Annotated in this window: 22 protein-coding genes and 1 pseudogene; 8 read left to right on the plus strand and 15 right to left on the minus strand. The window is 66.7% G+C overall.

Going from position 1 to position 25,302, the window contains the following annotated elements:
• Positions 1-264 precede the first annotated feature (264 nt).
• Both ACYVBN_RS04400 and ACYVBN_RS04405 read right to left on the minus strand, forming a co-directional pair.
• The gene (locus tag ACYVBN_RS04400) at positions 265-1,677 is read right to left on the minus strand and encodes an argonaute/piwi family protein (RefSeq protein WP_460599451.1); all 1,413 of its coding nucleotides are present in this window, start codon (positions 1,675-1,677) and stop codon (positions 265-267) included.
• Positions 1,674-3,497, minus strand: coding sequence for an SIR2 family protein (locus tag ACYVBN_RS04405; RefSeq protein WP_460599452.1), 1,824 nt, complete (start codon positions 3,495-3,497; stop codon positions 1,674-1,676). The genes ACYVBN_RS04400 and ACYVBN_RS04405 overlap by 4 nt, the downstream gene beginning before the upstream one ends.
• Before the next feature lie 203 nt (positions 3,498-3,700).
• Here ACYVBN_RS04405 and ACYVBN_RS04410 point away from each other — a divergent pair, with 203 nt between their 5' ends.
• The 3 genes from ACYVBN_RS04410 (at position 3,701) to ACYVBN_RS04420 (ending at position 7,076) form a co-directional block, all read left to right on the plus strand.
• Positions 3,701-5,023 carry a DUF6884 domain-containing protein gene (locus tag ACYVBN_RS04410; RefSeq protein WP_460599453.1) on the plus strand — a complete coding sequence of 441 codons (1,323 nt, stop codon included), beginning with the start codon at positions 3,701-3,703 and terminating at the stop codon, positions 5,021-5,023.
• A 77-nt stretch (positions 5,024-5,100) separates the two neighbouring features.
• Complete coding sequence (locus tag ACYVBN_RS04415) at positions 5,101-5,787, plus strand: hypothetical protein (RefSeq protein WP_460599454.1); 687 nt, start codon at positions 5,101-5,103, stop codon at positions 5,785-5,787.
• A 17-nt stretch (positions 5,788-5,804) separates the two neighbouring features.
• Positions 5,805-7,076, plus strand: a complete 1,272-nt coding sequence (locus tag ACYVBN_RS04420) for a protein NO VEIN domain-containing protein (RefSeq protein ID WP_460599455.1) — start codon at positions 5,805-5,807, stop codon at positions 7,074-7,076.
• Between the two features lie 33 nt (positions 7,077-7,109).
• On the opposite strand, the gene ACYVBN_RS04425 is transcribed toward ACYVBN_RS04420, so the two are convergent.
• The gene (locus ACYVBN_RS04425) at positions 7,110-8,231 is read right to left on the minus strand and encodes a hypothetical protein (RefSeq protein WP_460599456.1); all 1,122 of its coding nucleotides are present in this window, start codon (positions 8,229-8,231) and stop codon (positions 7,110-7,112) included.
• Positions 8,232-8,923: 692 nt separating this feature from the next.
• Between ACYVBN_RS04425 and ACYVBN_RS04430 the strand changes: the two genes are divergently transcribed.
• A complete protein-coding gene (locus tag ACYVBN_RS04430) occupies positions 8,924-9,604 on the plus strand; it encodes a hypothetical protein (RefSeq protein ID WP_460599457.1) in 681 nt (226 codons plus the stop codon).
• 100 nt (positions 9,605-9,704) lie between these two features.
• Entirely contained in the window at positions 9,705-10,835 is a 1,131-nt protein-coding gene (locus ACYVBN_RS04435; RefSeq protein WP_460599458.1) for a hypothetical protein, read from the plus strand.
• Here the strand turns inward: ACYVBN_RS04435 and ACYVBN_RS04440 are convergent.
• The 11 genes and pseudogenes from ACYVBN_RS04440 to ACYVBN_RS04490 all read right to left on the minus strand — a co-directional run bounded on the left by ACYVBN_RS04440 (position 10,832) and on the right by ACYVBN_RS04490 (position 20,697).
• Positions 10,832-11,056, minus strand: coding sequence for a hypothetical protein (locus tag ACYVBN_RS04440; protein ID WP_460599459.1), 225 nt, complete (start codon positions 11,054-11,056; stop codon positions 10,832-10,834). The genes ACYVBN_RS04435 and ACYVBN_RS04440 overlap by 4 nt on opposite strands.
• 122 nt (positions 11,057-11,178) lie before the next feature.
• The gene (locus ACYVBN_RS04445; protein WP_460599460.1) at positions 11,179-12,897 is read right to left on the minus strand and encodes a type IV secretory system conjugative DNA transfer family protein; all 1,719 of its coding nucleotides are present in this window, start codon (positions 12,895-12,897) and stop codon (positions 11,179-11,181) included.
• A 152-nt stretch (positions 12,898-13,049) separates the two neighbouring features.
• Positions 13,050-13,358: a hypothetical protein gene (locus tag ACYVBN_RS04450; protein WP_460599461.1), complete on the minus strand. Its 309-nt coding sequence runs from the start codon at positions 13,356-13,358 to the stop codon at positions 13,050-13,052.
• Complete coding sequence (locus ACYVBN_RS04455; protein WP_460599462.1) at positions 13,355-14,434, minus strand: ArdC-like ssDNA-binding domain-containing protein; 1,080 nt, start codon at positions 14,432-14,434, stop codon at positions 13,355-13,357. The genes ACYVBN_RS04450 and ACYVBN_RS04455 overlap by 4 nt, the downstream gene beginning before the upstream one ends.
• A pseudogene (locus ACYVBN_RS04460) lies at positions 14,431-15,926 on the minus strand (ATP-binding protein). Before ACYVBN_RS04460 ends, ACYVBN_RS04455 begins: the two are co-directional and overlap by 4 nt.
• Positions 15,923-16,330, minus strand: coding sequence for a hypothetical protein (locus tag ACYVBN_RS04465; protein WP_460599463.1), 408 nt, complete (start codon positions 16,328-16,330; stop codon positions 15,923-15,925). Before ACYVBN_RS04465 ends, ACYVBN_RS04460 begins: the two are co-directional and overlap by 4 nt.
• 616 nt (positions 16,331-16,946) lie before the next feature.
• Positions 16,947-18,398 (minus strand): SCO6880 family protein, encoded by a 1,452-nt coding sequence (locus tag ACYVBN_RS04470; protein ID WP_460599464.1) that lies wholly within the window; start codon positions 18,396-18,398, stop codon positions 16,947-16,949.
• A 6-nt stretch (positions 18,399-18,404) separates the two neighbouring features.
• Positions 18,405-19,697 (minus strand): conjugal transfer protein TrbL, encoded by a 1,293-nt coding sequence (locus ACYVBN_RS04475; RefSeq protein WP_460599465.1) that lies wholly within the window; start codon positions 19,695-19,697, stop codon positions 18,405-18,407.
• A 9-nt stretch (positions 19,698-19,706) separates the two neighbouring features.
• The gene (locus ACYVBN_RS04480; RefSeq protein ID WP_460599466.1) at positions 19,707-20,012 is read right to left on the minus strand and encodes a DUF6112 family protein; all 306 of its coding nucleotides are present in this window, start codon (positions 20,010-20,012) and stop codon (positions 19,707-19,709) included.
• 33 nt (positions 20,013-20,045) lie between these two features.
• Entirely contained in the window at positions 20,046-20,342 is a 297-nt protein-coding gene (locus ACYVBN_RS04485; RefSeq protein WP_460599794.1) for a DUF6112 family protein, read from the minus strand.
• Positions 20,343-20,412: 70 nt separating this feature from the next.
• Positions 20,413-20,697: a C40 family peptidase gene (locus ACYVBN_RS04490; RefSeq protein ID WP_460599467.1), complete on the minus strand. Its 285-nt coding sequence runs from the start codon at positions 20,695-20,697 to the stop codon at positions 20,413-20,415.
• Here ACYVBN_RS04490 and ACYVBN_RS04495 point away from each other — a divergent pair.
• Complete coding sequence (locus ACYVBN_RS04495) at positions 20,603-21,577, plus strand: hypothetical protein (protein WP_460599468.1); 975 nt, start codon at positions 20,603-20,605, stop codon at positions 21,575-21,577. The two genes, ACYVBN_RS04490 and ACYVBN_RS04495, sit on opposite strands and share 95 nt — an antisense overlap.
• Positions 21,546-22,805 carry a DNA-binding response regulator gene (locus ACYVBN_RS04500; protein ID WP_460599469.1) on the plus strand — a complete coding sequence of 420 codons (1,260 nt, stop codon included), beginning with the start codon at positions 21,546-21,548 and terminating at the stop codon, positions 22,803-22,805. Before ACYVBN_RS04495 ends, ACYVBN_RS04500 begins: the two co-directional genes overlap by 32 nt.
• A gap of 296 nt (positions 22,806-23,101) precedes the next feature.
• Here ACYVBN_RS04500 and glnA read toward each other — a convergent pair whose 3' ends face one another.
• Positions 23,102-24,526 (minus strand): type I glutamate--ammonia ligase, encoded by a 1,425-nt coding sequence (gene glnA / locus ACYVBN_RS04505; protein ID WP_460599470.1) that lies wholly within the window; start codon positions 24,524-24,526, stop codon positions 23,102-23,104.
• 287 nt (positions 24,527-24,813) lie between these two features.
• Here glnA and ACYVBN_RS04510 point away from each other — a divergent pair, with 287 nt between their 5' ends.
• Complete coding sequence (locus tag ACYVBN_RS04510; protein WP_460599471.1) at positions 24,814-25,275, plus strand: RDD family protein; 462 nt, start codon at positions 24,814-24,816, stop codon at positions 25,273-25,275.
• Positions 25,276-25,302 lie beyond the last annotated feature (27 nt).

A 25,302-nucleotide genomic window follows, 5' to 3' on the forward strand; every position in this document is an offset into this window, starting at 1 on the left:
GGAATCGCAACGAATCTGCACTCGTCAGATGGGCCACGTGCGAGGATGTGATGCTCGGGAAGTTCGTCGCTTTCATCTTTGAGGGCCTACTCGAGGTATGACGGTCTCTCCGGCGTGTCGACTTCGGCACCACAACCGTGTGCGTCACGAGCCCCTTCCGAAAGATGACGGAGCTTTGGGCATCGGGCGGCGAGTCTTGGCTTGCGCTCCAGCCCGCGAAGGCGGACCGACTAGCTCGCAGGTGACGATTCGGTCCGGTGGGAACTACATGAACAGCCGGTAGGGGTAGGCCGCGTCGGGAAGCCCCCGCGTGTGCCCAATGACTCGCGCCAACGTTTGTGAGTACTTGATCGTCACCGGCAGGGGGTCGTAGAGCGCATCGTTGTTCCAGTCCATCTTGGTGAGTTCGAGCACGTCATCGGCGGTGCGCTCTAGCGGCCCCGAGCCTGCGTCACGGGTGATGAGCAGCGGGCTGGGGATGCTCTTGGCGCCTTGGTAGAAGTTGTTGTTCCCGGCTGCTAGACCGATTGCCGTGCCGTTGACGTAGAGCAGGCCATCGCGACCAGACAGGAACTGCAGTGTGCCGCGCTGGACAGGCCAGTTGGCCGGTTGGCTCGGGCCCTGGCCCGGCTTCGCTGCGACCAGGCGAACTCCGCGCCAGGGCGTGCTCGCCTGCACTCGGACGCACTCCACCTCTTCGCAGGCATCCCAAGCGTCGAAGACCCCGTCTACCTCGTCGTCGCGGAAGCGGGTGGTCTTGTGGACGACGATCCTGGTCGGCAGGTTACCGGCGTGGCGGTCCTGGTAGAGCCGAACGCTTCGGCTCATGACGGCCCGCATCTGATCGCGCGTGAGGTGAGGGTTGTCGAGGTCAACACCCTGGCCAACGTCGTACGCCACGAAATCCATGCCGCCGCCGTCGGCGTCAAACACCTGCGAGCAGCACGTGACGAAGGCGTCCGAGGTGCCGCCCCGAATCGCGTACGACAAGCCGACGTATGCCACGTCGGCATCAGTCGTGCGGTGAAGGCGCCACGGTGCGCCTCCTGCCTTGGCGTACAAGGCCATCGACAGGCGCCAGCTGAGGCTGCAGGGGTGCTTGAAGCTGATGGCTTTGTCTTCCCAGACGATCTGCGTAGGGATGCCGAGCGGGGCAGCGAAGGCCTTCAGCTGGTCATGGAGGTCGAAGGCGCCGTCGCTCGACACCTTCCACTGCCGCCACGCTGCGGGCAGCGCCACGATCAAGACGTCCCAGCTCGATCGTGTCGCGGTGAGCTGCCGAGCTGCTTGGGCGAGGGCCGCAGCGATCGCGAAGTGGGGATCCGGAGCGTTGGCGCTGCCCGGGTCGAGCTGGACGATCGAGTTGTCAGCGGGAGTGAGGTCGACTCCGTACACATTCTTGAAGCCGGGGTAGGGCGGGACGTACTTCGGCCGATCCGTCGGTCGATGCTGGCTTACGAGGGTGCCGAGAAATTGTCGCACCCGAGGGTAGAGCGCCGTGGTTGTGATGACCGCGAATCGGATGTCAGCAGTGCCGAAGGAGTCCCGGCTATAGGGACCGTGGGTTTGCAGGCCGCGCAGCGGGTGCTTGTCGCTGCCGCCGTGGCCGAAAGCAAGCAGTGGCTCGTCCAGTAGCCTGTGCGGCGGGAGCCTGCTGTCGATCACCTGGGTAGTCATCTGGCCTCCCGGCTGTATGCGGTGGTCCTACTCAGTACGAAGTGCCCGCCGATCAGGTCTCGCTCGCTGAGGCCGGCCGGCAACACGGATACCTCCGTATGGTCGTGAGGAGCGATGGCCTTCGCCCAGGCGTCGATGATCGCCGCCCACTTCTCATTGCGCCGGTTCACCCAGCGTTCCTTTCGCCAAGCCGAGGCAGGATCTCCTTGCCCCTTGCGCCGATCGGCGGGCGGAAGCGCAGAGACCCAGGTGCGCGGCACGAAGAGGAGCCACAGGACCCCGAGCCGCCACTCGAGTGAGAGCTCGACGGACTCGCCGAATCGGCGGGCCTTCCCGTCGGCTCCGCGCCCAAGCTTCATTGGGCACTGGCCGGTCAGGTCCTCTCCGTACGCCTCCTGCAGAAGCCGTCGCACTTGCGCTTGGCGTTCGTTGTCGGGTCGATCCTTCCGCTCGGTCGTCACGATCAGGCGGTGGCCCGAGTCGCGGATTCGCGCTTGGACGGGGAGGTCCCGGGCGAGTCCGCGAGCCAGCGCCTCATAGATGAGCGCGCGCTCTACCGTAGGCGCGCCCTCGACGGCTGGGTTGATGTCGCACTGCTCGATGGACCCCTCGATTTCGAGCCCCTTGCCGAGGACCTCGACGCTCCCCAAAGCCAGCAGCTGACGCCCCGAGGACACTGCCGCACCCCGCCAGAAGACGTCGTGAAGAGCCTGGCCCATCTCCTTGCGATCCGGAACCTTCGTCAGCGTTGCGCGGAGTGCTCGTGTTGGGGTCTCCAGGACCGGTAGCGCGTTCATCCGCAGGGCTGGCAGGGAACCCCGATCGTGCTGCGGGAGTCCGCTGTCGACCGCACGTGGTTTCGCCTGCAAGCCGTCGACGTAGCCGCGGAGGGCGTCGGGAAGGTCAGCCTGACGCCCGAGAGCGCCCAGAGTTTCGTCGAAGGTCTCGATCCTCACGAAGTAGGCCGACACGCCGCTCGTCGCGCAGGCGTCGAAGAGTTCCTTGACCGGCGCCAGCACCGTCTCCGGTTGGCGGCCCATCCACCACAAGCCAGCGGGGAAGGCGCCCTCAGTGGCTACCGCCTCCTTGAGCATGCCCATGACGCTCGCATCGCGGCCGCTATAGCCCATCACTGCCAGGCCGAAGCGACGGCTGGCGTCCAAGACGGCCTGGCGCATGTTCGCATCCTGCGCCTGCAGCTCCGATTCAAGGTTCTTGAGCTCGCGGTCGCGGAAGTCGCCATGGAGCTTGAAGAGGAACGGGAAGTCGCTATCGCTGAGCGCCAGGTTCGCCTGGCCAGAGTTGCCGAGGTCGGCGACGCCCAGCCGGCTGCGGGTGGAGTCGCCGAGTGTGACCTGGGCTTGCTCAACAGCCTTCTCGATGAGGTCGTCGAAGTTGGTTGTGATGACAAGGTCGGAGAGTCCGGCGGCTACAAAGGCACCCAAGATCCGCTGTCCGTAAGACGGAGACCGGCCCTCGAACAGCGAGCGGAGGTGCTGGCGCCGCGCGCCCGCGTCGGGGAGGGCTAGCTGGAAGGCAACGCTGTAGGCCGAGGGATCCGACAGGGCCGGCATCCCATTGCGGTTGTCGTAATACTCGCGGATGCGGTCCCGGTCCTTCGCCTCGGAGAGGGACAGGCTTTGGCGGACCAGCTGGTGTGCATCGGCGTACATCCTGAGGAGCAGATCCATCATGATGTGGTCGGCAGTCGGCACCTTGGCGGCTGCGCTGGCTCCCGCACCGAGCATCCAGCCGATCTTGGCGCTCTGTACGGCCCATTGCCGGGCGAACGTGCCGTGGTCGACGACCTCGAACGACATCTGTGACAGACCTCCTGGCAGGGCGTAGAAGCGAATAGACGATGAGCCGTCTTCCGCTTGATGCTTCTGACAGTCAGCCAACCCACCTTGCCACGGGGGTGCGACAACTTTGTGGAGATCGGCCGTCGTAGGTGGCGGCCGAGGCCTCGCGCGCAGTCGAACTATCGCCGGACTTCTGTCGGACTGCCGCGATATCAATAGGTATGCACTTCACACTGGACGGCGAGTCATTCGAGCTGACGCCGGAGTTGGTCCGTGCACGGCTCGCGGGCCACGTGCCGGAGGATGTTCGCGAGTACTGGGTCGAGATCGACGGCACCCGCTGGCCGGTAAAGCAGGTCATCTCGCTCGCGACGGGGGTGTCCGATCGGCAGCGCTTCCAGTCGCAGTCTTCGCGTCGTTGGCTTCAGAACCTCGGCTTCACTATTGGCGGCGGAGGCCGACGGGCACCCACGTCTCCCGCTCCTAGCCGCAGCCCCGTGGTGACGACACCGCCCACTGCCGCCGCCCCCGTTCCGGCGGCGCAGCCGGCGGACGTCGTCCTGGTGGGGTGCGTGAAGACGAAGCTCGACCACGGAGCGCCCGCCAAGGACCTCTATGTCTCGGATTATTTCGCGAAGATGCGGAATTACGCCGAAGCGAGTGGTCGGCCGTGGTTCATTCTTTCCGCCGAGCATGGCTTGATCAGCCCCGATGAGTGGCTCGAGCCCTATGAGCGCTACCTTCCCGACACCTCGCGCGAATATCGAACGGCTTGGGGTGAGAAGGTCGCTCAGCAACTGGAGCAGGCGGTTGGCTCGCTGCCGGGCCTGCTTGTCGACATCCATGCCGGAGCGGCCTACGTCGAGTCGGTAGAAGAAGCCCTCACGCCACGTGGTGCTCACGTGCTCGACCAACTCAGGGGCCTCTCCTTCGGCCGGCGCTTGTCCTGGTATCTCCAACACAACGGCATCGGCGGACCTGCCAGCTCGATTGTGATTTCGCAGCTCCGAGACGACGAGACGGCCAGGTCGCTCAGTGACATCATCGCGAGCGGCGGCGCCGATCTCCGCGTGCCGGGCATGTACAGCTGGTGGGTTGACGAGGTTGGCGCGGGCGACCTGACGCGGGGCCTGGGCCACCCCGTCCAACCCGGCCTCATCTACGCCGGTCTGGCTGGCGCAACCCGAAGCGGCGGCGCAGCGTCCTCGAACACCCTCTGGGGTCGGATCGCCACCATGCACCTGGGGAAGAAGCATGAGTTTTCCACCCTCCGACGCAGCCTCGGATCGATCCTCGCCGAGGCCCAAGGACAGCCGACGATCGACGAGGGGCAACTGACTCGGTGGATGCATGCCCATCTCCGGGTGATCCCGATTCCCGTCGTGGACGTCGACACCCTCGATCAGCTGGAATCCGAGATCCTCAAGGAGCTCGATCCTCCTCTCAACCTTGCCAAGGTCCCGAAGACGCCGCTTCGCCTCAGGCTCTCTGCGCTCAGGAAGAAATACGCGGGAAAGAGCGCCCTTGATGGAGGAGACCGATGACACCGCGATGCGGCAGTGACGTGGGACGGTTGCGCACCGCGTCGGGCTGGACGGCGCAGGGAAGAGCCGGAGCTGCAATGACGAACCCGGATGTCTTCAGCGGCTCAGAAATCTTTGGCGTCGATGTGGGCTCAGTCAGACGGAAGGGCGGATTCTCCTGGTCGACCGCTGATGGGGCCCAACGAGGGCAAGACGACCCCAGCCAACTCGGCGATGCCGTTGTGTCCGCGCTCGAGTCAGGCCGTGTTGCGCTGGCCCTCGAGTGTCCTCTTTCGGTTCCTGTGCCAGCTGCCGAAGCCATGGGCTGGGCAGACCTCGGTCGGGCCAGGGCAGGGGAACACAACCGGTCATGGAGCGCCGGCGCAGGTGCGGGTGTCCTGGCGACGGGGTTGGTTCAGCTGCCGTGGCTCCTGCGCTACGTCGCGGACCGATCCACCGTGCACGTCGTCGCGACGACCCAGCCCGATGCGTTCCTCGCTGGGCGAGCCAACCTGCTGATTGCCGAAGCGATGGTGACGAGCGACGGCAAACCCGAGCCAGTCGACGGGCAGCAGGACCACGCCGACGCGCTGGCGGCTGCTCGGAGACTCGCTGAGTTGCTGACGATGGCGGCCTCCGGTGACCTGATCTCGGACGTGTCTTGCCTGCCGCATGTGGCCTTGAACCTGGCGGCGAGCGCCGCCATGCACGCTGGCCTCCTTCTGGACCCAGCCGAACTGCGGCAAGACGTTCTCGTCGCCAAAGCGCGACCGGTCATCAAGTAGCCGAGGAGATTCGAGGCGTGGCCGTCAACATCAAACTCAAGGAGAAGTTCGTGATCGACCGCGCGACCGACTCCATGGGCCGAACCTGGGCGGGCTGGGACGAGGATGCTTCAGACCAGGTCAACTGGGATCACAACCGGGGCCGGCACACCTTCGGGGACCGCGTCGACAACGAGCGCTACGCAACGCTGTCCTACGACGGAAGGATCCGCGTCGTTGCCGAGCTGAGTGGTCGTGAGCAGGAGTCCAACCCTCGCGGTGTTGGCAGAAAGTGGTCATTGGAGGGAAGGGTCCTGCCGCCCGGCGACCCCGTGCGCGAGGCATTCCTTCGTCTGCCAGCTCCAACGGGACGCAACACCATTGCCTACATCGGCGATCCGAGCGGCGTGGCCGATCCGGATGCCTTCCTGCTAACGAACAACCCCAAGAAGTGGGACATGGATCCCGATCTCCTTGCGGACTGGATCCTCGCGACCGCCGCCGGACATTCAGTCGAGGGCAGGTGGTCGACCGGCGGCACAACGAAGAAGATCGTCCCGGGCGATCGCGCCTTCCTGCTCCGTCAGGGCGTACCGGAGCGCGGCATCTTCGCGAGCGGCACATTCACGTCCTCGGTGTTCCAAGCCGAGCACTGGGACGGATCAGGAGCGATCGCCAACTACGCCGACGTCAGCTGGGACACCGTGATCGACCCCGACGATCCGCTCTCGATCGAGAGCCTGCTCGCGGAGCTGCCGGAGGGGCAGTGGGAGCCGCAGGCAAGCGGTACGCAGGTGAATCCTGCCGTCGTGGCGGGGCTTGAGCGACTGTGGTCCGAACACGTCGCGTCGGTAGGTGGCTCACAGGACCCGACGCCACCTACAGGCTCCGTGGGGGAGAGGCAGGGGCGTCGACTCGACGCCATCCTGCGCAAGCAGATCGAGGACCTCGCCCAGGATCGGCTGACGGCTCTCTACGAGTCAGATGGTTGGGACGTCGAAGACCTCCGCTACGGCAATCCGTTCGACGCCAAGGCGACGAAGGGCGGCGACGTGATCTACCTCGAAGCAGAGGGCACGACGACCGCCGGCGAACGGGTCATCGTGACGCGCAATGAGGTGGCGTTCGCCCGTGAGCATCCCGGCGAATGTGTGATCGGCATTGTCGCTGGAATCCGACTAGACAGCGATGGCAATGTCGACGGGGCCAGCGGCGAGCTCAGGCTCTACGCATGGGAACCCGACGACGATGACCTCGTGCCCCTTGAGTACGACTTTTATCCGCCCGATGAACAGCGCCTCGAAGACTGACCAGGGCAGGATCGGGACCCAGGGCAGAAGGCATCACGTCATGCGGGCGATGACCGGTTCGAGTCGCTTGAGCTCCGCCTCGATCTTCCCGAGGGTGCTGTCTGGCGGTAGCTGGAAGCGGGCACCGAACAAACAGGACTGCGCGCTCCTGGCAACCTTCATGCCCCAACCCTTTCCGAGCCATCGCGGGGCACCGGCCGCGACGATCGCCTCCCAATTCGCTCGGTCGACCGGGTCTCCGGGCCGAGCGGCCGTCACGTGCCACGCTCGGCCGTCCCGCGTCGAGCCGTTCTCGTCCAAGATGTGCTCAGCGAACATGGCGTGAAGCTGAGTCCAGTCGAAGTTCGCCGACGTCTCGATGTCGTCCTGACGAAGGCCGAGAAGAACAACGGGGCCGCGCAGCCGTTGCCGATACGGCTTGGTTGGGTCGGGCTTCCACTCGAAGGCCGTCATGCCCTCCTGCAGCTCGGCTGTCACCAGGTGCCCCGGAGAGCGAGAAGACGTCCAGATCCGGACGGCCCACGTTCCGCCACCCGAGGACGGCTCGATGTCGTGCGGGAGTTGGCACCAGCCGTCCAGCTGACGCGATAGCCATGCGATACGTGCGCGAAGGGCAAGCTCCATACCGGGAGCGTCGTCAGGTACATCGTTCCAAACCGTGCCAGCGCCGACTTCTGGAACTAACTGGGGGAGCTGGAGAAGCCACGCCTGCGCAGTGGTGGCCACCCAAGCGTTCGCACTCGAGGCGTAGGCGCGGAGCACCGACTCCCACGTCAGTGACTCCCACGGCCGCGTCCGCAGCAGATTGACTGGCAGCCCATCGAGATGCAGTACGCGGTGAACCTGAGCCGTGGGGAAGGCTGCGACGTAGCGCTCCAATTGCCTGGGGCCGAGATCCGAGAGGAGCTTGACCTCGATAGCAGCAGCGGCAACGCCGCCTTTTACCAGCAGAAGATCCAGGCGATCCGACTTGCGGGCGTCCTGACCGGGGATGACCACCTCGCGCTGGACGGTGTCAAAGGCGACCCCGACGAGCCCCGCCATTGGATCCGGGTCGGTTGCGATCAAGGAGGCCAACAGGTCGCTCCACCGGTTCTCGTTAGCTGCCGGTACCACGAAGGACAGGTCTGGAAGCTCCGCAGCGGGTCTGGTCATGTGCCCACGCTAGGTGTCGGGAACCGCCGCATGTTGCCCTTCGCGACGGCTCCTACAGCCCCTGTGGAAAACTTCCGCGCCGCGGTGCGAAACAGGCAACGATTGCCTCATGTCGACCGAACCGATCCAGCAAGGCGCAGCTGATCTTCACGCCCTGGCCGACGCGGAGTTTGGGCCCTGCTTAATCCGAGATTGCTCGACCTCGGTGTTCGCGATGACAGACCTCGAGGCGCTGGGGGCGCTCCAAACGGGCGCGCAAGCGGGGGCTATGCCCTCGCAGTAGTGGACTGCTTCCAGCTCCTGCCCGCGCGAAAGCCAGGCGAGACCGCTCCTACGGAGACACCAACGCGCCGTCTCGCCCAGTGCTTCTGGCAGGAGCGTCTGGTCGGCTCCTATGCCGCGGCCGACGCCGTGCGTATAGTTGCTAGCGACAGCAGCTGAAGGACTCCGCAGCGCCCGTCACCCGGCGTGGCTCAGGCGTTGATTATTGCGTTACACAAAATGTTGCCCCAGAACGCATGGGGTTGGTTCTCAAGGTATCGAGTCCTCAGCACTGCTGTTCCGAACGTTCGGTTGCCACTTTGTCCGTTTGCTGCTTCGTGCCGGGAGTCGCAGTCAATTCGGCTGAAGGAGCCCGAATGAATCAGATTCCAGCACGAGTCATCATCGTCGATGCAGGCGGGTGGTGAGCTATGCCGAAGAAGCGCTTCGAGGTGGAAGTCCCCGATGGGCAGCACCTCGGCTACTCGCGTGGAACAGACGGGGCGCGGCGCGCGCACCTCTTCCGAGACGACACCAACCAGCTTGTTGGACACGCGGAGCTCTTCGAGGTTGTCGAGGATGAGTGGCGAGCTCCAGATTGGAGGACGGGCCAGTACGCTGCATCGGCGGACGAGGCGCCTCGACGCTGTGCTGAACCGCATCCGGTTGCTGAAGCGCTTGCAGACGCGATCGTTGACTGGATCTCTCCCCACGTCGATGCTGCCGCCGCTCGTGCTGGGGATGCGGTCAGGAACTGGGTCATCGAGACCGTCGTTCCCGCGCTCAAGCCGGCGGCACGGTCCGCTCGGAGCAAAACGACCGGCAGAAGGAAGGGTCATCATCGGGCCGCGTCGCCCGACGTGGCCACCGTTGGCCCGTTGGTGACCGCTCGTTCCCCCGAGCAAGCGGTGGTATCGGTGCCGGCAGACGGTCCAGCCGTGATCAACGATGCGGCACGGGCGCGCCATATTGCTGAGTTGCTCGAAGCGAACCCGGCCCTTCTCGACGAGTTCCTCAAGGTCTTCCCCGGCGCTGAGGCAGCGAATGCCCTCGCCACCGAAGCATTGCCTATGCAGGACGCGACGCCGCCCCTGCGACTGGTCGCTGGTTAGCCCCTGTCGCGGAGTTGCCTGTTCTCGGGCAGGGCCTCTCACGCAACGTTCACCGGCTGCCCCCTCGTTTGGCGGCGGCGCCAGGCGCATAGTGCTGTCCATGGGTACGACCACCACAGTGATCCCCACGGGCGCCATCGAGCATGACGGCATGCTCTGGAAGCCGCGCGAGGGCGCGACCGCGACCGCAGACGAGTTCCTCGCGGCGCGCACCTTGTTCATCCAGCTGAATCACGAGGCGATGTGGAATCCCTGGATCCGTGACGAGCGCGAGGCCGACATTGACTGCGCGGCCGAGATCATGGGCCAGTGGCAGCGGGCCGAACCGGGTCACCGGCATATGACCATCAAGCAGTGGGAGGCCGAGCAGACCCGCCGGGAACGCGCGCGGGAGAAGGAGCGTGCCGAGGACGAAGCACGGCGTGAGCGCGATAAGGAGCGCTACGACGAGCAGCGATTCAACGCCCGTCTCCGCCTGATCGAGGTGCGTTCACGCTTGGACTACGAAATGGCGGAGCTGACTGGCTACCGCGACGGCACGCGGTTCCCGGCCATGGACGCCAAGCGTCGCGAGCAGGGGATTCAGGAACTGGAAGGGAACGTTGAGCGTCTCCAGGCCGAGGTAGACAAGCTGGTGCCCGTTGTCGGCGATCCCGAAGACGTGGTCGACGAGCACGGCTGGCTTCCAAGAGACCGGCGTCAGCACACCTGGTGGTCGTACCGGCTTGAGCGCGAGCGAAATGTGCGCGACCTCAAGGAGAAGGTGCCGGAGCTGGAGACCGCCCTGAAGGCCTGCACCGACAAGGCAGAGCGCCGGGAACACAGGGCCAAGCTGGCCGAGGCCAGTCGGAAACTCGACAGCCTCATTGCAGAGGGACCCTTCGCTGCCGAGGAGATGTGCTCTGAGTGCGCCACGCCAATGGCTCATCACGGATGGGTCTGGCCTCCCGGATCGCCTTGTCCGGCCTGGCCCGGGTGGGCGGCACGAATGAGGGAAGCGCGGCGGATGCTGGAGGAGTTCGCCAAGCGTCGTGAGGCCGAAGCGCTGCCACCGCCGAAGCCCAAACCGCAGCCCCTGGCTGTCGTCCCTTCCGGCCTGCCAATCGCCGAGGTTGTCGCCAAGCTCAGCGAGCTCCAGGCGCGGTACCCAGACGCAGAAGTACGGCGCGGCCGGGCGAATCGGTGGGAACTCTGGGCGCCAGCGCCAGCCGAGTCAGGGACCGACGACTAGTTGCTCGGGTATAGCGCCGCACGCCTCTTCACAATCGCCCGCACCGTCTCGACGTGGATGCCATACGCGCGCGCCAACTCCTTCTTGAACGCGCCTTCACGGTGTCGGCTCACGAGTTCTGCCTGCTGCTCGTCCGAAAGGCGAACCTGGCGTTGCTGGGTCCTAGGGCTGATGTTCGATGCGGATCGTGCGCTGACCTGCGACTTCTTGCCGCTCAGCATCCGCGCTAGCGGGGGAGCGGGGTTCGATAGTTGTCCTGTTAGGTCCACCTGAGCGGACAACGACCCGAGAACGCGAGCCGCACCGACGCGTGATCCTGGGCGGTTGGTGCCGGACAGCTGGCTCAATGCCGACTCGTCCACCTGCGGAGTCTCGTCACGATGGGCGGGGCGCTGCGGAGCAGGATCAGACCGGTGCCGAACGGGAGCATGCGGATTCTCTCAGGCGGCATGACGGACGCGCGCCGGCTCGACCGCTGGACAGAGCGGCTGCCGTAGTCGCTGATGGTGACTGTGTCGGAGCGCTCGTCACGCTCGCCGATGAGGACGGAGAGCTCCTGGAGGTCCTTGGAGGCCGACGCTCCGCCGAGGATGACCTTGACGATCGAGGCGTCCCAGATCGTGCTGGCCGCGTGGTCACCCCATTTGTTGCGCGCCTGTGAGAGTGACTGGAGGACGGGCATCGTGGTGATGCCGGTGCCGCCGCCCTCAGCCATCAGAACTGGGAGGGAGGGGAGCGGGGCGAGGTTGCCGATCTCGTCGAGCGCCAGGAGGAGCGGGGGATCAAGCCGAGCGCCGGTAGAGCCGGCCGCAAGATGTCGGGCGACTTCGGTGAGATCCTCCATGAAGGCAGCCACGAGGGGCCAAGAAGCACCGGCGCCGGCGCCGGTCGCTAGCAGGTACAGCGTTCCGTTCTGCACGAGGAAGCCGCCCGGATCGAACGCGTCGTTCGGGTCGGGACTGACGGCTTCCAGCACCGCCGGATCGGCCAGGCACGCGAGAGCTTGGCTCACCGCCATCCAGATCGAGTCTCGGGTGCGCGGGTCAGCGCTGATCATCCCGTCGAGAGCATCCGCCCAACCCGGCGCGGCTTGGGGTCGGCTGGCGAGGATGCCGACCGCATCGGTCGCAGCTGAGGGCGACAATGACCATTCGAAGAGCGCGCGGGTGGGTAACCGTTCGATCGCGGCCGCGTGGAGCAGGGATTGGAGTGCTGATCTCGCCTTCCCCTCCCAGAAGCCACCTGACTCGACTCCGCCGGCCGACAGACCAGTCGTCGATGCGAGACCGGCAGCGCGGATCATCGCGGTGATCGGTTGTTCACACCCTCGAATTGGGGACCAGCAGACCCCGCTTCCGTCGATGATCGGGAGTCCCGCCGTCAGGTGCTGCGGGTCGAAGACCGCTACAGGTCCGCGTTCCTTGCGGGCCGCAATGGTGGCCACGATGTTGTCCGGGCGGGTGGATGTCGTGACGACGGCACCAGGCGCGTCGAGGATTGCGTTGATGACGAGGTGGAGGCCCTTGCCGGAGCGGGGAGGTCCGATGACCAGGATCGAGTCTTCGACCGAGGCCCAGACCTCTCGGCCGCAGCTGCGCCCGAGCAGGTAGCCGACATCGTCGGGGCGCGGACGGCTGGTCGACGGGCGCAGGGTCTGACCTCGGCGTACCAGCGCTCGCTTCGACGCCACCAGGTCGATGTCGCGTCGGGTGGCGATGCCATCGATCGTGCGAGGATCGTGCTTGGTGCGGTGGCGTAGTCGCGCGATCACGGTCCAGGCAAGCCACCCAGCGATGCCCACCAGCGTGAGCATGGCTGCGACGACAAGCCAGTACGCCGCGGCCGACAGGCCGGGTGCGCCGAGCGCCGTTCCGGGGTGTCCTGGGTCAGTGAGGACACGAAGCCCGCTGGCCATACCTCCGCGGGGACCCGGCGCGCCGGCCAGGACAGCGGCGACCTCTCCGGCGACTCCGAGGGCGAGCCCAAGGCCGAAGAGCGCGATCAGACCCATCAGAGCAAGGTTGACGAGCTCGTCGTTCGCGCTGCGAGCACTCGGGTTCATGCGTGCGCCTCGACCGGGGCGACCGTCAGTGAGGTCAGACCGAGAAGAACCAGCCCTTGGCGTGTTGCGGTCAACAGCGCCGGTGGGAGGTTGATGGCCGCATTGCCGTTGGCATCGGCTTCCTGGCGTGCCACGACGTAGGCGAGAGCGACCTATTCGCCTGGCCGGAAGCCGGCGCCGGCAAGCGCCGGTGTTGCTGTCTCCGGCCCGGCCTCCACGGCATCCGGAGCGGTGCCTTCCGCGGGAGTCTCGATGTCCGAGTACGTCGTGCCGTCAGCCTCGTGGACCTCGACGCGCACCGCAGTGCCGAGGCTCGTGGTGATTTCGTCGAGGACTGACCGGAGGTCGTCCCGTGACAACCTTCGATCTTCAGCGTGCGGCTGGCTGTCGACGCTGACCTCGAGACGGCCCTCGGTGTCGATGTCGAAGCGGACGGTGGGGAGGACGATTGGGACCTTCATAGCCCGAGGACCGATCCGTCGCGACGCGTGCCAGTGATGACTGGCGCCACCCCAGCTCGGTGACTGAGAGCCTCTCGCTCGAGACCGGGCGGGTTGCCGTCGCCGACCTTCTGGGTGTCGAGCTTGTCGAGGATTCCGAGCGCGGAGTCCCTCACCCGGTCGGCCGTCGACTGGACCACCTCGACCGGCGTCTTACCGGGGACGCTGGATGCCCACGTCGAGACGTAGGGGACGGTGTACGACGAGCTGTCGAGCCCGTGCGCAGCGCCGACCATCAGTGCGATCGACTCCGCCTCGACCTCCGCGATTCCGCGGTGCAGGGTCGCGTCGGCGGCGACATCCGTGGAGATCACGTTCTCTCGCGGAGCGTGGAGGAGGATGTGCCCAAGCTCGTGGGCAAGAGTCTTCACCTGGGCGGCGTCGTCCATGTCCATGCGAACCGAGACCTCGCGGGCGAGGAAGTCGGTCAGGCCGTTGGCACCACCGATAGCCGCAGCGGACGAGACGAGCCGAAGCTCGAACCCGAGAGCGGTGATTTGATCGGCGAGACCGTCCCAGAGACCGGCAGGCGCCTGCCCGCGAAGAAGGTTCGGGCGAGGTAGCTCCGGCAGGGGGTCGCCGGCCGTCTGGGAGACGTCCCAGACATGGGCCGGCTTGAGTCCGACGAGCTTCGATCTCACGGTCTCCCCGAACCCTGGCTTCTCGCCACGCGACAGACGACGCCACGACGCCGCATCCGCGGGGTTCGCCGAAGCGAACCTGGCCGTGACCGGCGCGACGATCCCGTACCCGTGTTGGCCCATCTCAACGTGGCGACCCAGGGAGAGCCACTGATGGAAACCAGCTACGTACGTCGGCGTCGGTTCCGGCACGCGCCCCTCCTCGAACGCGGAGTAGTGCTGGACGTAGATCAGCATTGTGTTGTTGAAGCTCCGGGAGCGAAACCGTGCCGCGAAGGTGAGCGCTCGCTTCCAGTCCTCGCCTGTGACCAGCGCGGCAACGGACTCTGACAGCTGGCGCTGGAGCGCTTCGAGTTTGTCTTCGCGGCTTGCTCGGCCGCGGACCTGAGCGGTCATGACGACTGCCCTCCTGTCATCCGGCTGGTGGTGTCGAACAGCTCGAGCTCGGCGGGATGCATCTGGTGCTGCACGACGAACGACCGGTGCTTGATCCGCCACTAGCCCTGACCGGTTCCGAGCGTCGGGATGAGGGACTGCTCGGTCCCAGTGAGCCCGAGGGCGGTCGCGGTGGCGCCGAGTTGGTCGGACTCCTGGCGGTAGACGATCCGTGTTTCGGCGTTTGCCAGCAGCGAAGAGGCGAGCGCTCGCATCGCTGACCCCTGGTCGCCGACGTTGTCGAGGTCGGTGAGCTTGTGAAAGATCAGCTTGTTCGCAATGCCGTAGTGGCGAGCGAGGCGCCAGTGGGCGTCCATCCGTCGCAGCAGTGCGGGTGCGACATGAGGCGCCAGGCTTCGTCGTACACGACCCAGCGCTGGCCGCCGGCGGGGTCCAGAAGGGCGGACTCCATCCATGCCGACGCACAGGTCATGAGGACCGAGATGAGGGTCGCATTCTCGGTGACGCGAGACAGGTCGAGCGAGATCATCGGGAGGGTCAGGTCGAACGTCACCGTCGACGGCCCGTCGAAGAGCCCTGCGAGGTCACCGGCGACGAGCCGACGGAGGGCGTGCCCGACAAGTCGGCCGTCTTCGGTGAGGCGTCCGTCCGGATCATCGGTGCGATCAGGTGCGAGCAGCCTGTCGACGACCGTCGGGAGGACGGGTACGTCGGCGCACCGGACCGTGCGGTCGATCGCGATGTCGACCGCCGTGTGCTCCAGCGGGCTGAGGCGCCGGTCGAGCACGGTCTCGGCCAGGGCTCCAACCAGGTCCCGGCGGCGAGAGGCGATCTGGCTGGACCATTGCGCGTCGTCGAGACCTGAGGGGCGATGGCCCTCGTCCAGCGGGTTGAGCCGGTTGGGCATCCCGTGGCCGAGCGCGATCGCTTGGCCACCCACTGCTTCCGCAACGGCGGTGTGCTCACCCTTGGGGTCGCCGGGCACGTACAGCCGGCGGCCGAACGGGATCGACCGCGTGTAGAGACTCTTGGCGAGGCAGGACTTGCCCGAACCGACGATGCCGGCGAGGACGAGGTTCGGCGCAGTGATGAGTCCCCGGGCGTAGAGGATCCATGGGTCGTAGACGAAGGAACTGCCTGAGTAGAGGTCCTGGCCGACGAAGACGCCCTCACTGCCCAGACCGCCTTCGGCGAGGAAGGGGTAAGCGCCCGCCAGGGTTGCTGAGGTGTCCTGATGGCGCGGCACGCGGAATCGTCCGGGCGTCCGCAGTGCGTCCGGTCCGGGTTCGCCGGCGCGGGGGAGCGTCACGGTCGACCGCTTCTCAGCCGAGAGCTGCTCAGCCTTCCCCTTGGCCTCGCTACGCCGGGCTTCGCGGTCGGCGGATAGGAGGTCTCGCGCGGCTGCTCTGCGTAGCTTGCGGTCGTGCCGACGCTCCCGGCCGGGGGAGACGAGGACAGCTGAGTGGAGCCGGCCTTCCTGCCACCCGGTCACAGCGACATCCCCGGTTGACGCGATGCGCGCTGGACCGGCGCGAGCGACGGATAGTCACGGGTGTCGTAGGCGATCGTCGCCTCGATCTCGTGCGCCCGGTCCACGCATTCGCCAACCTGGTGGATCGTCTCGGCGGCGCGGTGCAGCTCCCAGGACTCCCTGTAGGACGCCGCGCGCCCCGCGTTGGAGTCGCCGTTCATCCATGCCTGCTTGCGAGTCGGTCCATCGTGGAACTGGCCGAGCTGGTGCAGGGACTGGCTCAGCGACGCGAGCGCGGAGCTGATGGACCCGAGCACCGCATAGATCGAGGTCGGATCCTCGATCGAGCGTGTCGCGTGGGCGAGGCCGCGGACAGCTTCACGGAGTTCGTCGGCGTCGGCAACCGGGTCGCGGAAGGTCGGCATCGGTGGCTCCTCGATCGATGGGCTTACTCATCGATGAGGTACGCGGGATAGTCCGCCGTGTCGCCGTGGCAGCACTCGCTGGCCGACCTACCTTTGGCGTGGACGATCTGACGGAGCCTTGCCCGAACTGCGACACCCTGATGCGCTGGGAGACCTCTCACGAGCGCTGCGATGGCTGCGGTTACATCCGGCCCTGCTGTGAGGGTGCGCCCTGCAACTGAGCCGGCTATCCGTCGGCGTCATCGCCGATGTCCCGGCGGCGGACACGGCGGCGCTTGCCGGTCTTGCGCAGCACCGGCCAAGGCTCGCGCACAGCACGACCGTGGCGACGGTTCTTGTGAGGCTTACAGAGCTGGCAGCCCTTGTGCTGCCGATGAGGCGAGTGCGCCATGGTGACGACTCCGATCCGTGAACAACACCCGCCACGGAGGGCGGGGTTGGTGCGGGATCGCGGCCACGACGAAAGGCTACGCCGGACCTCCGACACCGCTGGGGGAGCGGAAGACCCCGCAGGCGTCTCGGGTCACCTGCGGGGTCTGGCCAGAATCCTGGAGTACGCCGCCGGTCGTTGTCCTTGGAAGCTAGATTTTCTCAGGCGGATCCGGCGTCGTCGTCGTTAGATGCTTCGTGCAAGTGGCAGTGCGGCTACGGCAAAGGCCTGGGCCTGTTGTCCCCAGATTCGTCGGGTCTCGCATGATGCCTGAATCGCCGCCTGCTCGATCGCTGCCACGGCGCGCTCGAGCTCGTCGGGATCGCCCGCGCTGACCGCGACGAAGCCCGTTGCCCGGAGCACGCCGTGGCCGGCGGTGAGATCCGCCTCCTGTTGGAGGACGTCCTGGTACTCAGCCGTCTGCTGCGCGTCTTCGATCTGCCCGATCTTCTGCCGTTGGACGGCGTCCGAGATGTACTCCGTCTTCTTCTTGCGGATGTCACGAGCCGCCCGGTCGGTGCGCATCGGTGTATAGAGGAGTGAAAAGGTCCGCCGGATTCCGGACGACAAGAGGAGCGGTGCGAGGAAGCCGGGGAAGACCAGTGACCGGGGCCATTCGCTGATCCAGAGGACGCAGTGGTGCGCCGAGTCGCTGCGGAGGCTGCCCCACGACTCGGTGACCGCGACGGGGCCGGCAGTGGCCAGGTCGCGGCCGACGGCCCCGTGCCGCTCCAGGGCGGCAGCGACAGCTGGGTCGTATGCCGATCGAAGGATGAGAGCCAGGTCGCCGGGCGTGAGCCAGTCACTGGGGGAGAGGTCGGCGGATCGAAGGGCCGCGAGCATCGTCGCCATCTCCTGACGGAGTACGGCGGCAGCGCCACGGTTCCCCCCACCTGCTGCCCGAATTGCGCGGCCGGCGGTCTTGATGTCGAGGGAGATCGAGATGGTGCTCGCGTGACGCTCGCCGGCGGGGCCGGCGCGGTCGACGAGCTCGCCGTACGTCGTCGACGCCCAAGTGTCTGTACGGCTGCCGTGTCGCTCCCACCAGTCGGCGAGGCCCTTGCCGGAGTCGGGGAGCGTTCGCTCCATGACCTGGAGCGACGCCAGTCGCCCGGACCGACATGCGGTCGCGAGCACGCGACCCCAGCTGACGACTCGGCGTTGCTGCTCTGCGGGGTCGAGAAGCACGAAGGCGGGGTGGGCGACGCCGACGACCGCGGTCAAGGTCGCGGCATGCGGGTCCTGAACCATGACGGCGCCGATCTCGGGGTCGACCCATTGCCGGAGCCGAGCGGCGTCGCCCGGAAGGGCGAGCGTTCCTGCCGGGCGCGGCTTGACCACCCGGCGGCGATACAGCAGCTGGCCTCCGGCGGAGCGCCAGAGCCAGCGCGCTCCGATCGGCGCCCATTCGACGACCCTTCGGCCACCGACGCCGATGAACCCGAGTACGACGAAGACGAGGATGATCGGGAAGGTCACGACGACCGCGCCCAGATAGAGGCCGAAGATCAAGGTGCCGGCGGCCATGCTCGCCATGACCAGTTGCGGGCCTGACAGCCCCAGGAGGATCCCGCGCTTGGTGAGGCGCGAGAACTTGACGGGCGTCAGCGACGGTTCGGCGCTGCTCGACGTACTCACTGCCGGTCACTTCCGTCCTGCGGGCTCGGCAAGGGTCGCGTCCGCGACCGGCGGCGGCACCGTAGGTGGTGCCGCTGATTCGTGGGCCTGGGCTTGGCCGCTGGCCTGGGCGGCGACGAAGCCTCCGAGGCGAGGCCCAGCCGCCGCTGCCTCCTTCGACACGACTGCACCCGCAGCGACGGCACCTCCCGTGGCCGCCGCACCGCTCGAGCCGCCCGTCGCCGCTGTTCCGCCGGAACCGCCACTGGCAGAGCCGCCGGAGGCCCCCGGTCCGCCGCCCGCAGCCGGTGTCACCGCAGGGGACCCGCCTGTCGTACCACCGCCGCCGTCCCCGAGGATCTTGGCGGGCTCGCTGCCGGTGCGGCGCGAGAGCGGGATCGGCATCGGCCGGTTGAGCGACGCCTTGGCCTCCTGCTCGGCCGACATCGCGTGGTACATGTCGAAGCCCATGAAGGCGATCGCCTTGTAAGTCAGGTACGGCGCGAAGCCGGCCATCAGCATCAGCACGACACCGGCCATCGGCTGGCTGACGGACTCCAGGTCCGCGTCGATCGGAGCCGACACCTGAGCGGTGGCGAGCAGGAAGATCACCACCAAAACCACCTTCGAGAGGATCATCGCGATCACGAAGGTGGCCCAGCGGCTCAGCCAGGTTCGGGTGTGGTCCCAGCTGGACCCGGCGAGGGCGATCGGCGCAAACACGATCGCGATGAGCAGCAGGGCCTTTCGGATCAGGAGGCTGATCCAGACCACCATGGCACCGACGATGGCGAGGCTAGATAGGAAGATGGTCAGGATCGCGCCCGCGCCGGGGGCGCTGAGGTTGATGGCGCCGAGGCCGGCGGCCAGCACCGCGACCTTGTCGCCCATCTCGTTCATGTTCGTCCCGGCGGCGTTGACGATGCCGATGCAGAGCTGATCGGTGATTTCGAGCGCCGTGCCGACAAGCGCGAGGGCGACGAAGGAGCCCAGGATCGACTTCGCGATTCCGAGCGTGGCTCTTGACAGCGCGGCTGGCTCGCGGCGGATCATGCCGCCGATGACCTGGAGCATGAAGAAGCCGAGCATCACGAAGACCGCGACACCGAACATGATGTTGTAGACCTTCGTGTACTCCCCGCTGGTCACGTCGACGATCGTCGTGGTGTCGATGACCTTCCAGACCGAGGTGAACATCCACTCGGCGGCACCGCCCATGCCCTGAGCGAGCCAGTCGAACGGCGCGGTCACGACGGCGCCGGCCGCGTCTCCGGCGGTGTTGCAGACTTCGTGGATCACCGGCACATCGCAGACACCCATGACGGTTCCTCAGACCTGCTGACCGACGTTCCAGAAGAAGTTCACCAGCGTCACGGAGGCGCCGCAGACGATGGCGGCGCCGACAGCGACGAGCACTCCGAGCTTGCCGCGACCCGCGAGATGTGGGTTGGAGGAGTTCGCTCCCAGAGCCCACACGATGGCCGAAATGATCAGAGCGAGTACGGCGAGGACCAGCCCGACCGTCATCGAGGCTCCGACGATCTTCTTGAGCTGGCCGATCCCCGGCAGACCGTTGGAGTTCGGATCAATCTCGATGTCGAAGGGCAGTAAGAGAGCTGCAGTGAGAAGGTCCATCGGAAGGCTCCTGACGTCGGACGGGCGGACGTCTTAGAGGTGTGCGCCGATGTCCAGCAGCCAGTTCGCCCAGGCCAGCGCGCCGCCGGTCAGGGTGGCACCGCTGATGGCGACGAAGCACCCGAGCTTCGCCCTCTGAGCGGTGTGCCAGCTGCCCGAGCTCGACGCGATCGCCCAGGTCGTTGCTGAGATGACCAGCATGAGTACGGCGAGGACCAGGCCGTAGGTCAGGAGGGCACCGACGATCGCGCGGAGGTCGCCAGCGCCGCCCACGGCGCCGAAGTCTGGGCCGACATCCGTCCGGATCACGTGGGTCGGGACCATGGACATCAGGTGCGGCGCGGCGACCGAACGCAAGGGCGGCCCGGGCTCTTCGACTAGTGGGCCTCTCCTCGATTTCTCAACCGAGGCGGCGCACGGTCATGACTTCACCGGCGAATTCGCCGATCGTTCCGTAGCGGACGACGTCGCCGGTCCGTGGCGCCTGGAGGATCCTGTCCCCGCCGACGTAGATCGCGACGTGGTGCGGCCCGTCGGCGCCGGGATAGCTGAAGAAGACCAGGTCCCCGGGTTGCTTCGCATTCCAGGCGATGCCTCGGCCGGCGTGGATCTGCGAGCCGCTGCAGTCGCTGTCCCCCCAGCGCTCCGACCTCGCTTTCCTCCACTCCGTCGAGATTGGTGCCATCGCGCCGCTGGCGGCGAGCCAGCATCTGGAAGAGATTGTCAAGCGAGGCTTCACCGACCAGGAAGCACAGGAGGCGCTGCGCCTGGCACGCGCGGTCGGTATCAACCTCGACGCCCGCTCGGACGAGCTGAACGAACCCGTGGTGTTCAGCCCGTACGTCTGGGGCACCAAGCAGCTGTCGCTCGCCACGTTCCTCGGCGGTCTGCCGCCCAACGAGCGCGATGCTCTGCTCGGGATGAGTGAGCAGGTGCTGGCCACTCCCGGCCTCCACATGTCGAAGTTGACCGCGAACCCGGCGATCATCCGCAGCGCCCAGAACGTCGGCCTCATCCAGGCGGCCACCGTCAAGTCCGCGACCGGCGCCTCGTCGACCTATGTGTTCTCCCCGCTCCTCGAGGTGGAGGACAACGCGTGCACCACCACGGAGGCCTTCCACCTGCGGAAGCTCTTCGTCGCACACATCCTTTTCGGCCGCGACTCCGCCACCCTCGGTCGTGGCCGGATCGACGACCCCGCGGTGCTCGTCAACGCCCTGCTCCGAAAGGGCGTCGTCGGCCCGGCGACGAACATCGCGACGGACTACCACCTCCTGGAAGCGACCGGTGTCGTCGCCGTCGAGCCAAACGAGGGTGGGCGCGCCTTCCTCCGCCTCGTGAAGCCCGAGATCGCTGAGTCCGCTCTCGCCTGGATTCGCCGCATCACCGACACCTCGGGGACGGCGGACCTCACTCGCGGGCAGCGACCCGCTACGTTCATCACGCCGGAGGACGGCCGGACCACGGAGAGCCTTGGGGCCTCCCACGAGATCATGGTTTCCTCCATCAACGAGCTGCGGAAGGAGATGCAGCGTGCCGCGCGCCGCGACGACCCCTGGGCTTGATGCCGGTGTCCTGGCCGAGATCCGGGTCGCACAGGCCTGGTTCTGGGATGGCTACTACGTACGCCGTGGTGTCGACCTCCAGCACCGCTTCGGCTCGGAGGTCTCGACCGTGACCGACCTGGACGTTCTGGGCTACACGTTCGATCCCTCCCTGACCTGTCACAAGCAAATCGGCGAGGTGAAGACGGGGACGTCCAAGAGCACCCCGCGTCCGCTCGACCGGGCCCTCTGGAGCCGTGGGCTCCGCGAGCTCGTCGGTGCCGAGCGCGGTGAGATCACGACCGCTTTCAGTACCTCTGGCGCCATTCGCGATGCCTGCCGGCGGCTCGGCGTGACCATCCAGAACATGAACGACCTGGAAGCCCGCGAGAACCGGCTGGCCATCGGCAACGTGAACGACGTGGGCTCCCAGGGCGTGACGATGGCTGTGCTGCGCAAGGACGTGCTGTCGTTCGTGAAGTCTGACGCCATGCTGGAGCGCGGCTACTGGTTCCTTCTGTCGGAGGTCTGGTTCCTCGAGCCGTCCGATGCCGTGAAGCGCACGCTCGGCCTCATTCGCGAGCTGGGCAAGGTCTGGCCACCGGACACGCACCTCGACGCAACGCGCGCGGCCCGGTGGTTCTTCGCGGAGGCCATCTCGATCGTCACGCTGAACCTAGCGATCATTGCCGGCGAGGCAAACACCATGGACGCCGCGACGTTCCGCGACATGGCGACCGCCCGTCTTGCAACCGGTGACGTGCCGTTCTACGCCATGCGAAAGCAGGCCGAGCGCGTTGACGAGTACGTCGCCAAGATCTTGAACTCGCTCGATGCGCCGGCCGACGTCCGTACGAGTGCCATGGGCGCCTTCCTGCCAGTCGCTCCCGACTACACCGAGCCGTTGCTCGAGTTGATTTCCCGCCTCGCGGCGGAGGCGGCGGCGACGGCTCGCCTGCCACGTCAGATGGACGCCATGCTTTTCGAGCGGCTCGTCCGACGCCGTGACCTGACTCCCGATGTGCAGGTACGCCTCGGAATGAGCCCCGCGACCGAGCGACAAATCCACCTGACCGCTGCGTTCTTGCGTGGACAGTTCGGAGTGCCCGCGCCCGTCGACAAGGTGCTGACCACAGCACTTGTTACCCGTGATGCCGATGCCGCCATCGACGGCCAGGCCATGCTGTTTGGGCCTCCCAGCTCAAGCGACGGAGCGGTCGCGCCCCGGCACGGCAAGGACGCGGACTGATCCCGTGGTCGGCTCCCTCGCGGGCCGCCTCCCGTCGAGCTCAGGTGTCCTAGACGTAGGGTTCGCTGCCGCGCCTGCGGCGCGCCATGGCGCTGGAGGCCTGGCGACGCGTTCGGTCGCGTGCGGCGCTCGACATCCCTGCCCGTCGGCGCACGCCTGATCAGCGAGTCCGTGGGCCGCACTGGGGCCGCAGGCCAACGAAAAACGACCCCTGACACTGGAAGACGTTGAGAAGTGTCTTCGCAGGTCAGGGGCCGTTTTCAGGCACCTAGCCGGTGGGCGTCACCCACGCGTGACTAGATGTCGTAGTAGAGCTCGAACTCGTGCGGGTGCGGACGGAACCGCAGCGGGTCGACCTCGTGGGTGCGCTTGTAGTCGATCCAGGTCTCGATGAGGTCGTCGGTGAAGACACCGCCCTCGGTGAGGTAGTCGTGGTCGGCCTCCAGCGCGTCCAGCACCGCCGGCAGCGAGTCCGGGACCTGCTCGATGTTGGCGTGCTCCTCCGGCGGCAGCTCGTAGAGGTCCTTGTCCACCGGCTCCGGCGGCTCGATGCGGTTCTTGATGCCGTCCAGGCCGGCCATCAGCTGCGCCGCGAAGGACAGGTAAGGGTTGGCCGACGGGTCGGGGATGCGGAACTCGATGCGCTTGGCCTTCGGCGACGTGCCGGCGATCGGGATGCGGATGCAGGCCGAACGATTCCGGGCGGAGTAGACCAGGTTGACCGGAGCCTCGTAGCCCGGCACCAGCCGGTGGTAGGAGTTGACCGTCGGGTTGGTGAACGCCAGCAGCGACGGGGCGTGCTTGAGCAGGCCGCCGACATACCAGCGAGCCAGGTCGGACAGCCCGCCATACCCCTTCTCGTCGTAGAAGAGGGGCTCGCCGTTCTTCCACAGCGACTGGTGGGTGTGCATGCCCGACCCGTTGTCGCCGAACAGCGGCTTCGGCATGAAGGTCGCGGTCTTGCCGGCTTCGAAGCAGGTGTTCTTGACGATGTACTTGAACTTCATCACGTCGTCGCCGGACTGCAGCAACGTGCCGAAGGTGTAGTTGATCTCCTGCTGTCCGGCGGTGCCGACCTCGTGGTGCGCCCGCTCGACGTTGAGGCCGACTTCGGCCAGCTTGACGCTGATGTCGTCGCGCAGGTCGGAGAAGTGGTCGACCGGCGCGACCGGGAAGTAGCCGCCCTTGTAGCGCGGCTTGTAGCCGAGGTTGCCGCCCTCTTCCTCGCGACCGGTGTTCCAGGCACCCTCGACCGAGTCGATGTAGTAGTAGCCGGCGTTGGCCTTGGTCTCGAAACGGATGTCGTCGAAGATGTAGAACTCGGCCTCGGCGCCGAAGTAGGCGGTGTCGGCGATGCCGGTCGACTTCAGGTAGGCCTCCGCCTTCGCGGCGATGTTGCGCGGGTCGCGCGAGTAGGGCTCGCCGGTGAACGGGTCGACGATCGAGAAGTTGAGGATCAGCGTCTTGTGCTTGCGGTAGGGGTCCAGGTAGGCGCTGCTGGGGTCCGCGATGAGTTTCATGTCGGACTCGTGGATCGCCTGGAAACCGCGGATCGACGAACCGTCGAACATCGCGCCCTCCTTGAGCGCGTCCTCGTCGAGGCTGGCTGCGGGGACGTTGAAGTGCTGCATCACCCCGGGAAGGTCACAGAATCGGATGTCGACGAACTCGACGCCTTCATCCTTGATGAACTTCAAGACCTCGTCGGCCGTGGTGAACATGGATCCTCCATCGCTGTGATGTCTCGCGACGGCTCCGGGCGCCGCGCGTTGCGCACGACTTTACGGGGTGGTCGTTTCCCGGCCATGACCCATATGTTTCGGCCGTGTTACACCGGAAATCGCTCGCCGCGCCATCCTGTATGGCGAAAAGCGCTGTCTCCGTGGCATATTGGCGCCGGCGGCCAACGGTGACCGGGCGCCGCGATCCGCCGCTCACCGTGTGGCCCACGCAACAGTGCGGTGCACACCAGGTGAGACCGGACCGCCGCCGTCTACCCTGGACGACCGTGACCAGTTCTCGAGGGATGAGCGACCAGTCCGGCGGACGATCCCCCGACCAGCCGGCCGACGGTCATCCGGGAGCCGGCCTCGGGTTGCCCGCCGAAGGCCCCGGGTCGCTGGCCCGGCTCGCGCCCCGCATCGTCGCCGTCATCATCGACTGGCTGGTCTGCTCGGTGATCGCCGCCGGTTTCTTCGGCTACAGCTTCGGCGGGGACGGCACCAGCTGGACACCGCTCGTGGTCTTCTTCGTCGAGAACGTCCTGCTGGTCGGGACGCTCGGCTCGACCCTCGGCCATCGGGTGATGGGCCTGCAGGTGTCTCGGGAGTCCGGTGCCCCGGCCGGTCCGCTGCCCGCGCTGATCCGCAGCGTGCTGCTGTGTCTCTTCGTCCCGGCGGTCATCTGGGACAAGGACGGCCGCGGCCTGCACGACCGTTTCGCCGGCACGGTGTTGCGCCGGATCCGCTGAGTCCCGCTCGAACGTGTCCCGCAGGGC

It is taken from the genome of Flexivirga lutea, assembly GCF_054778955.1.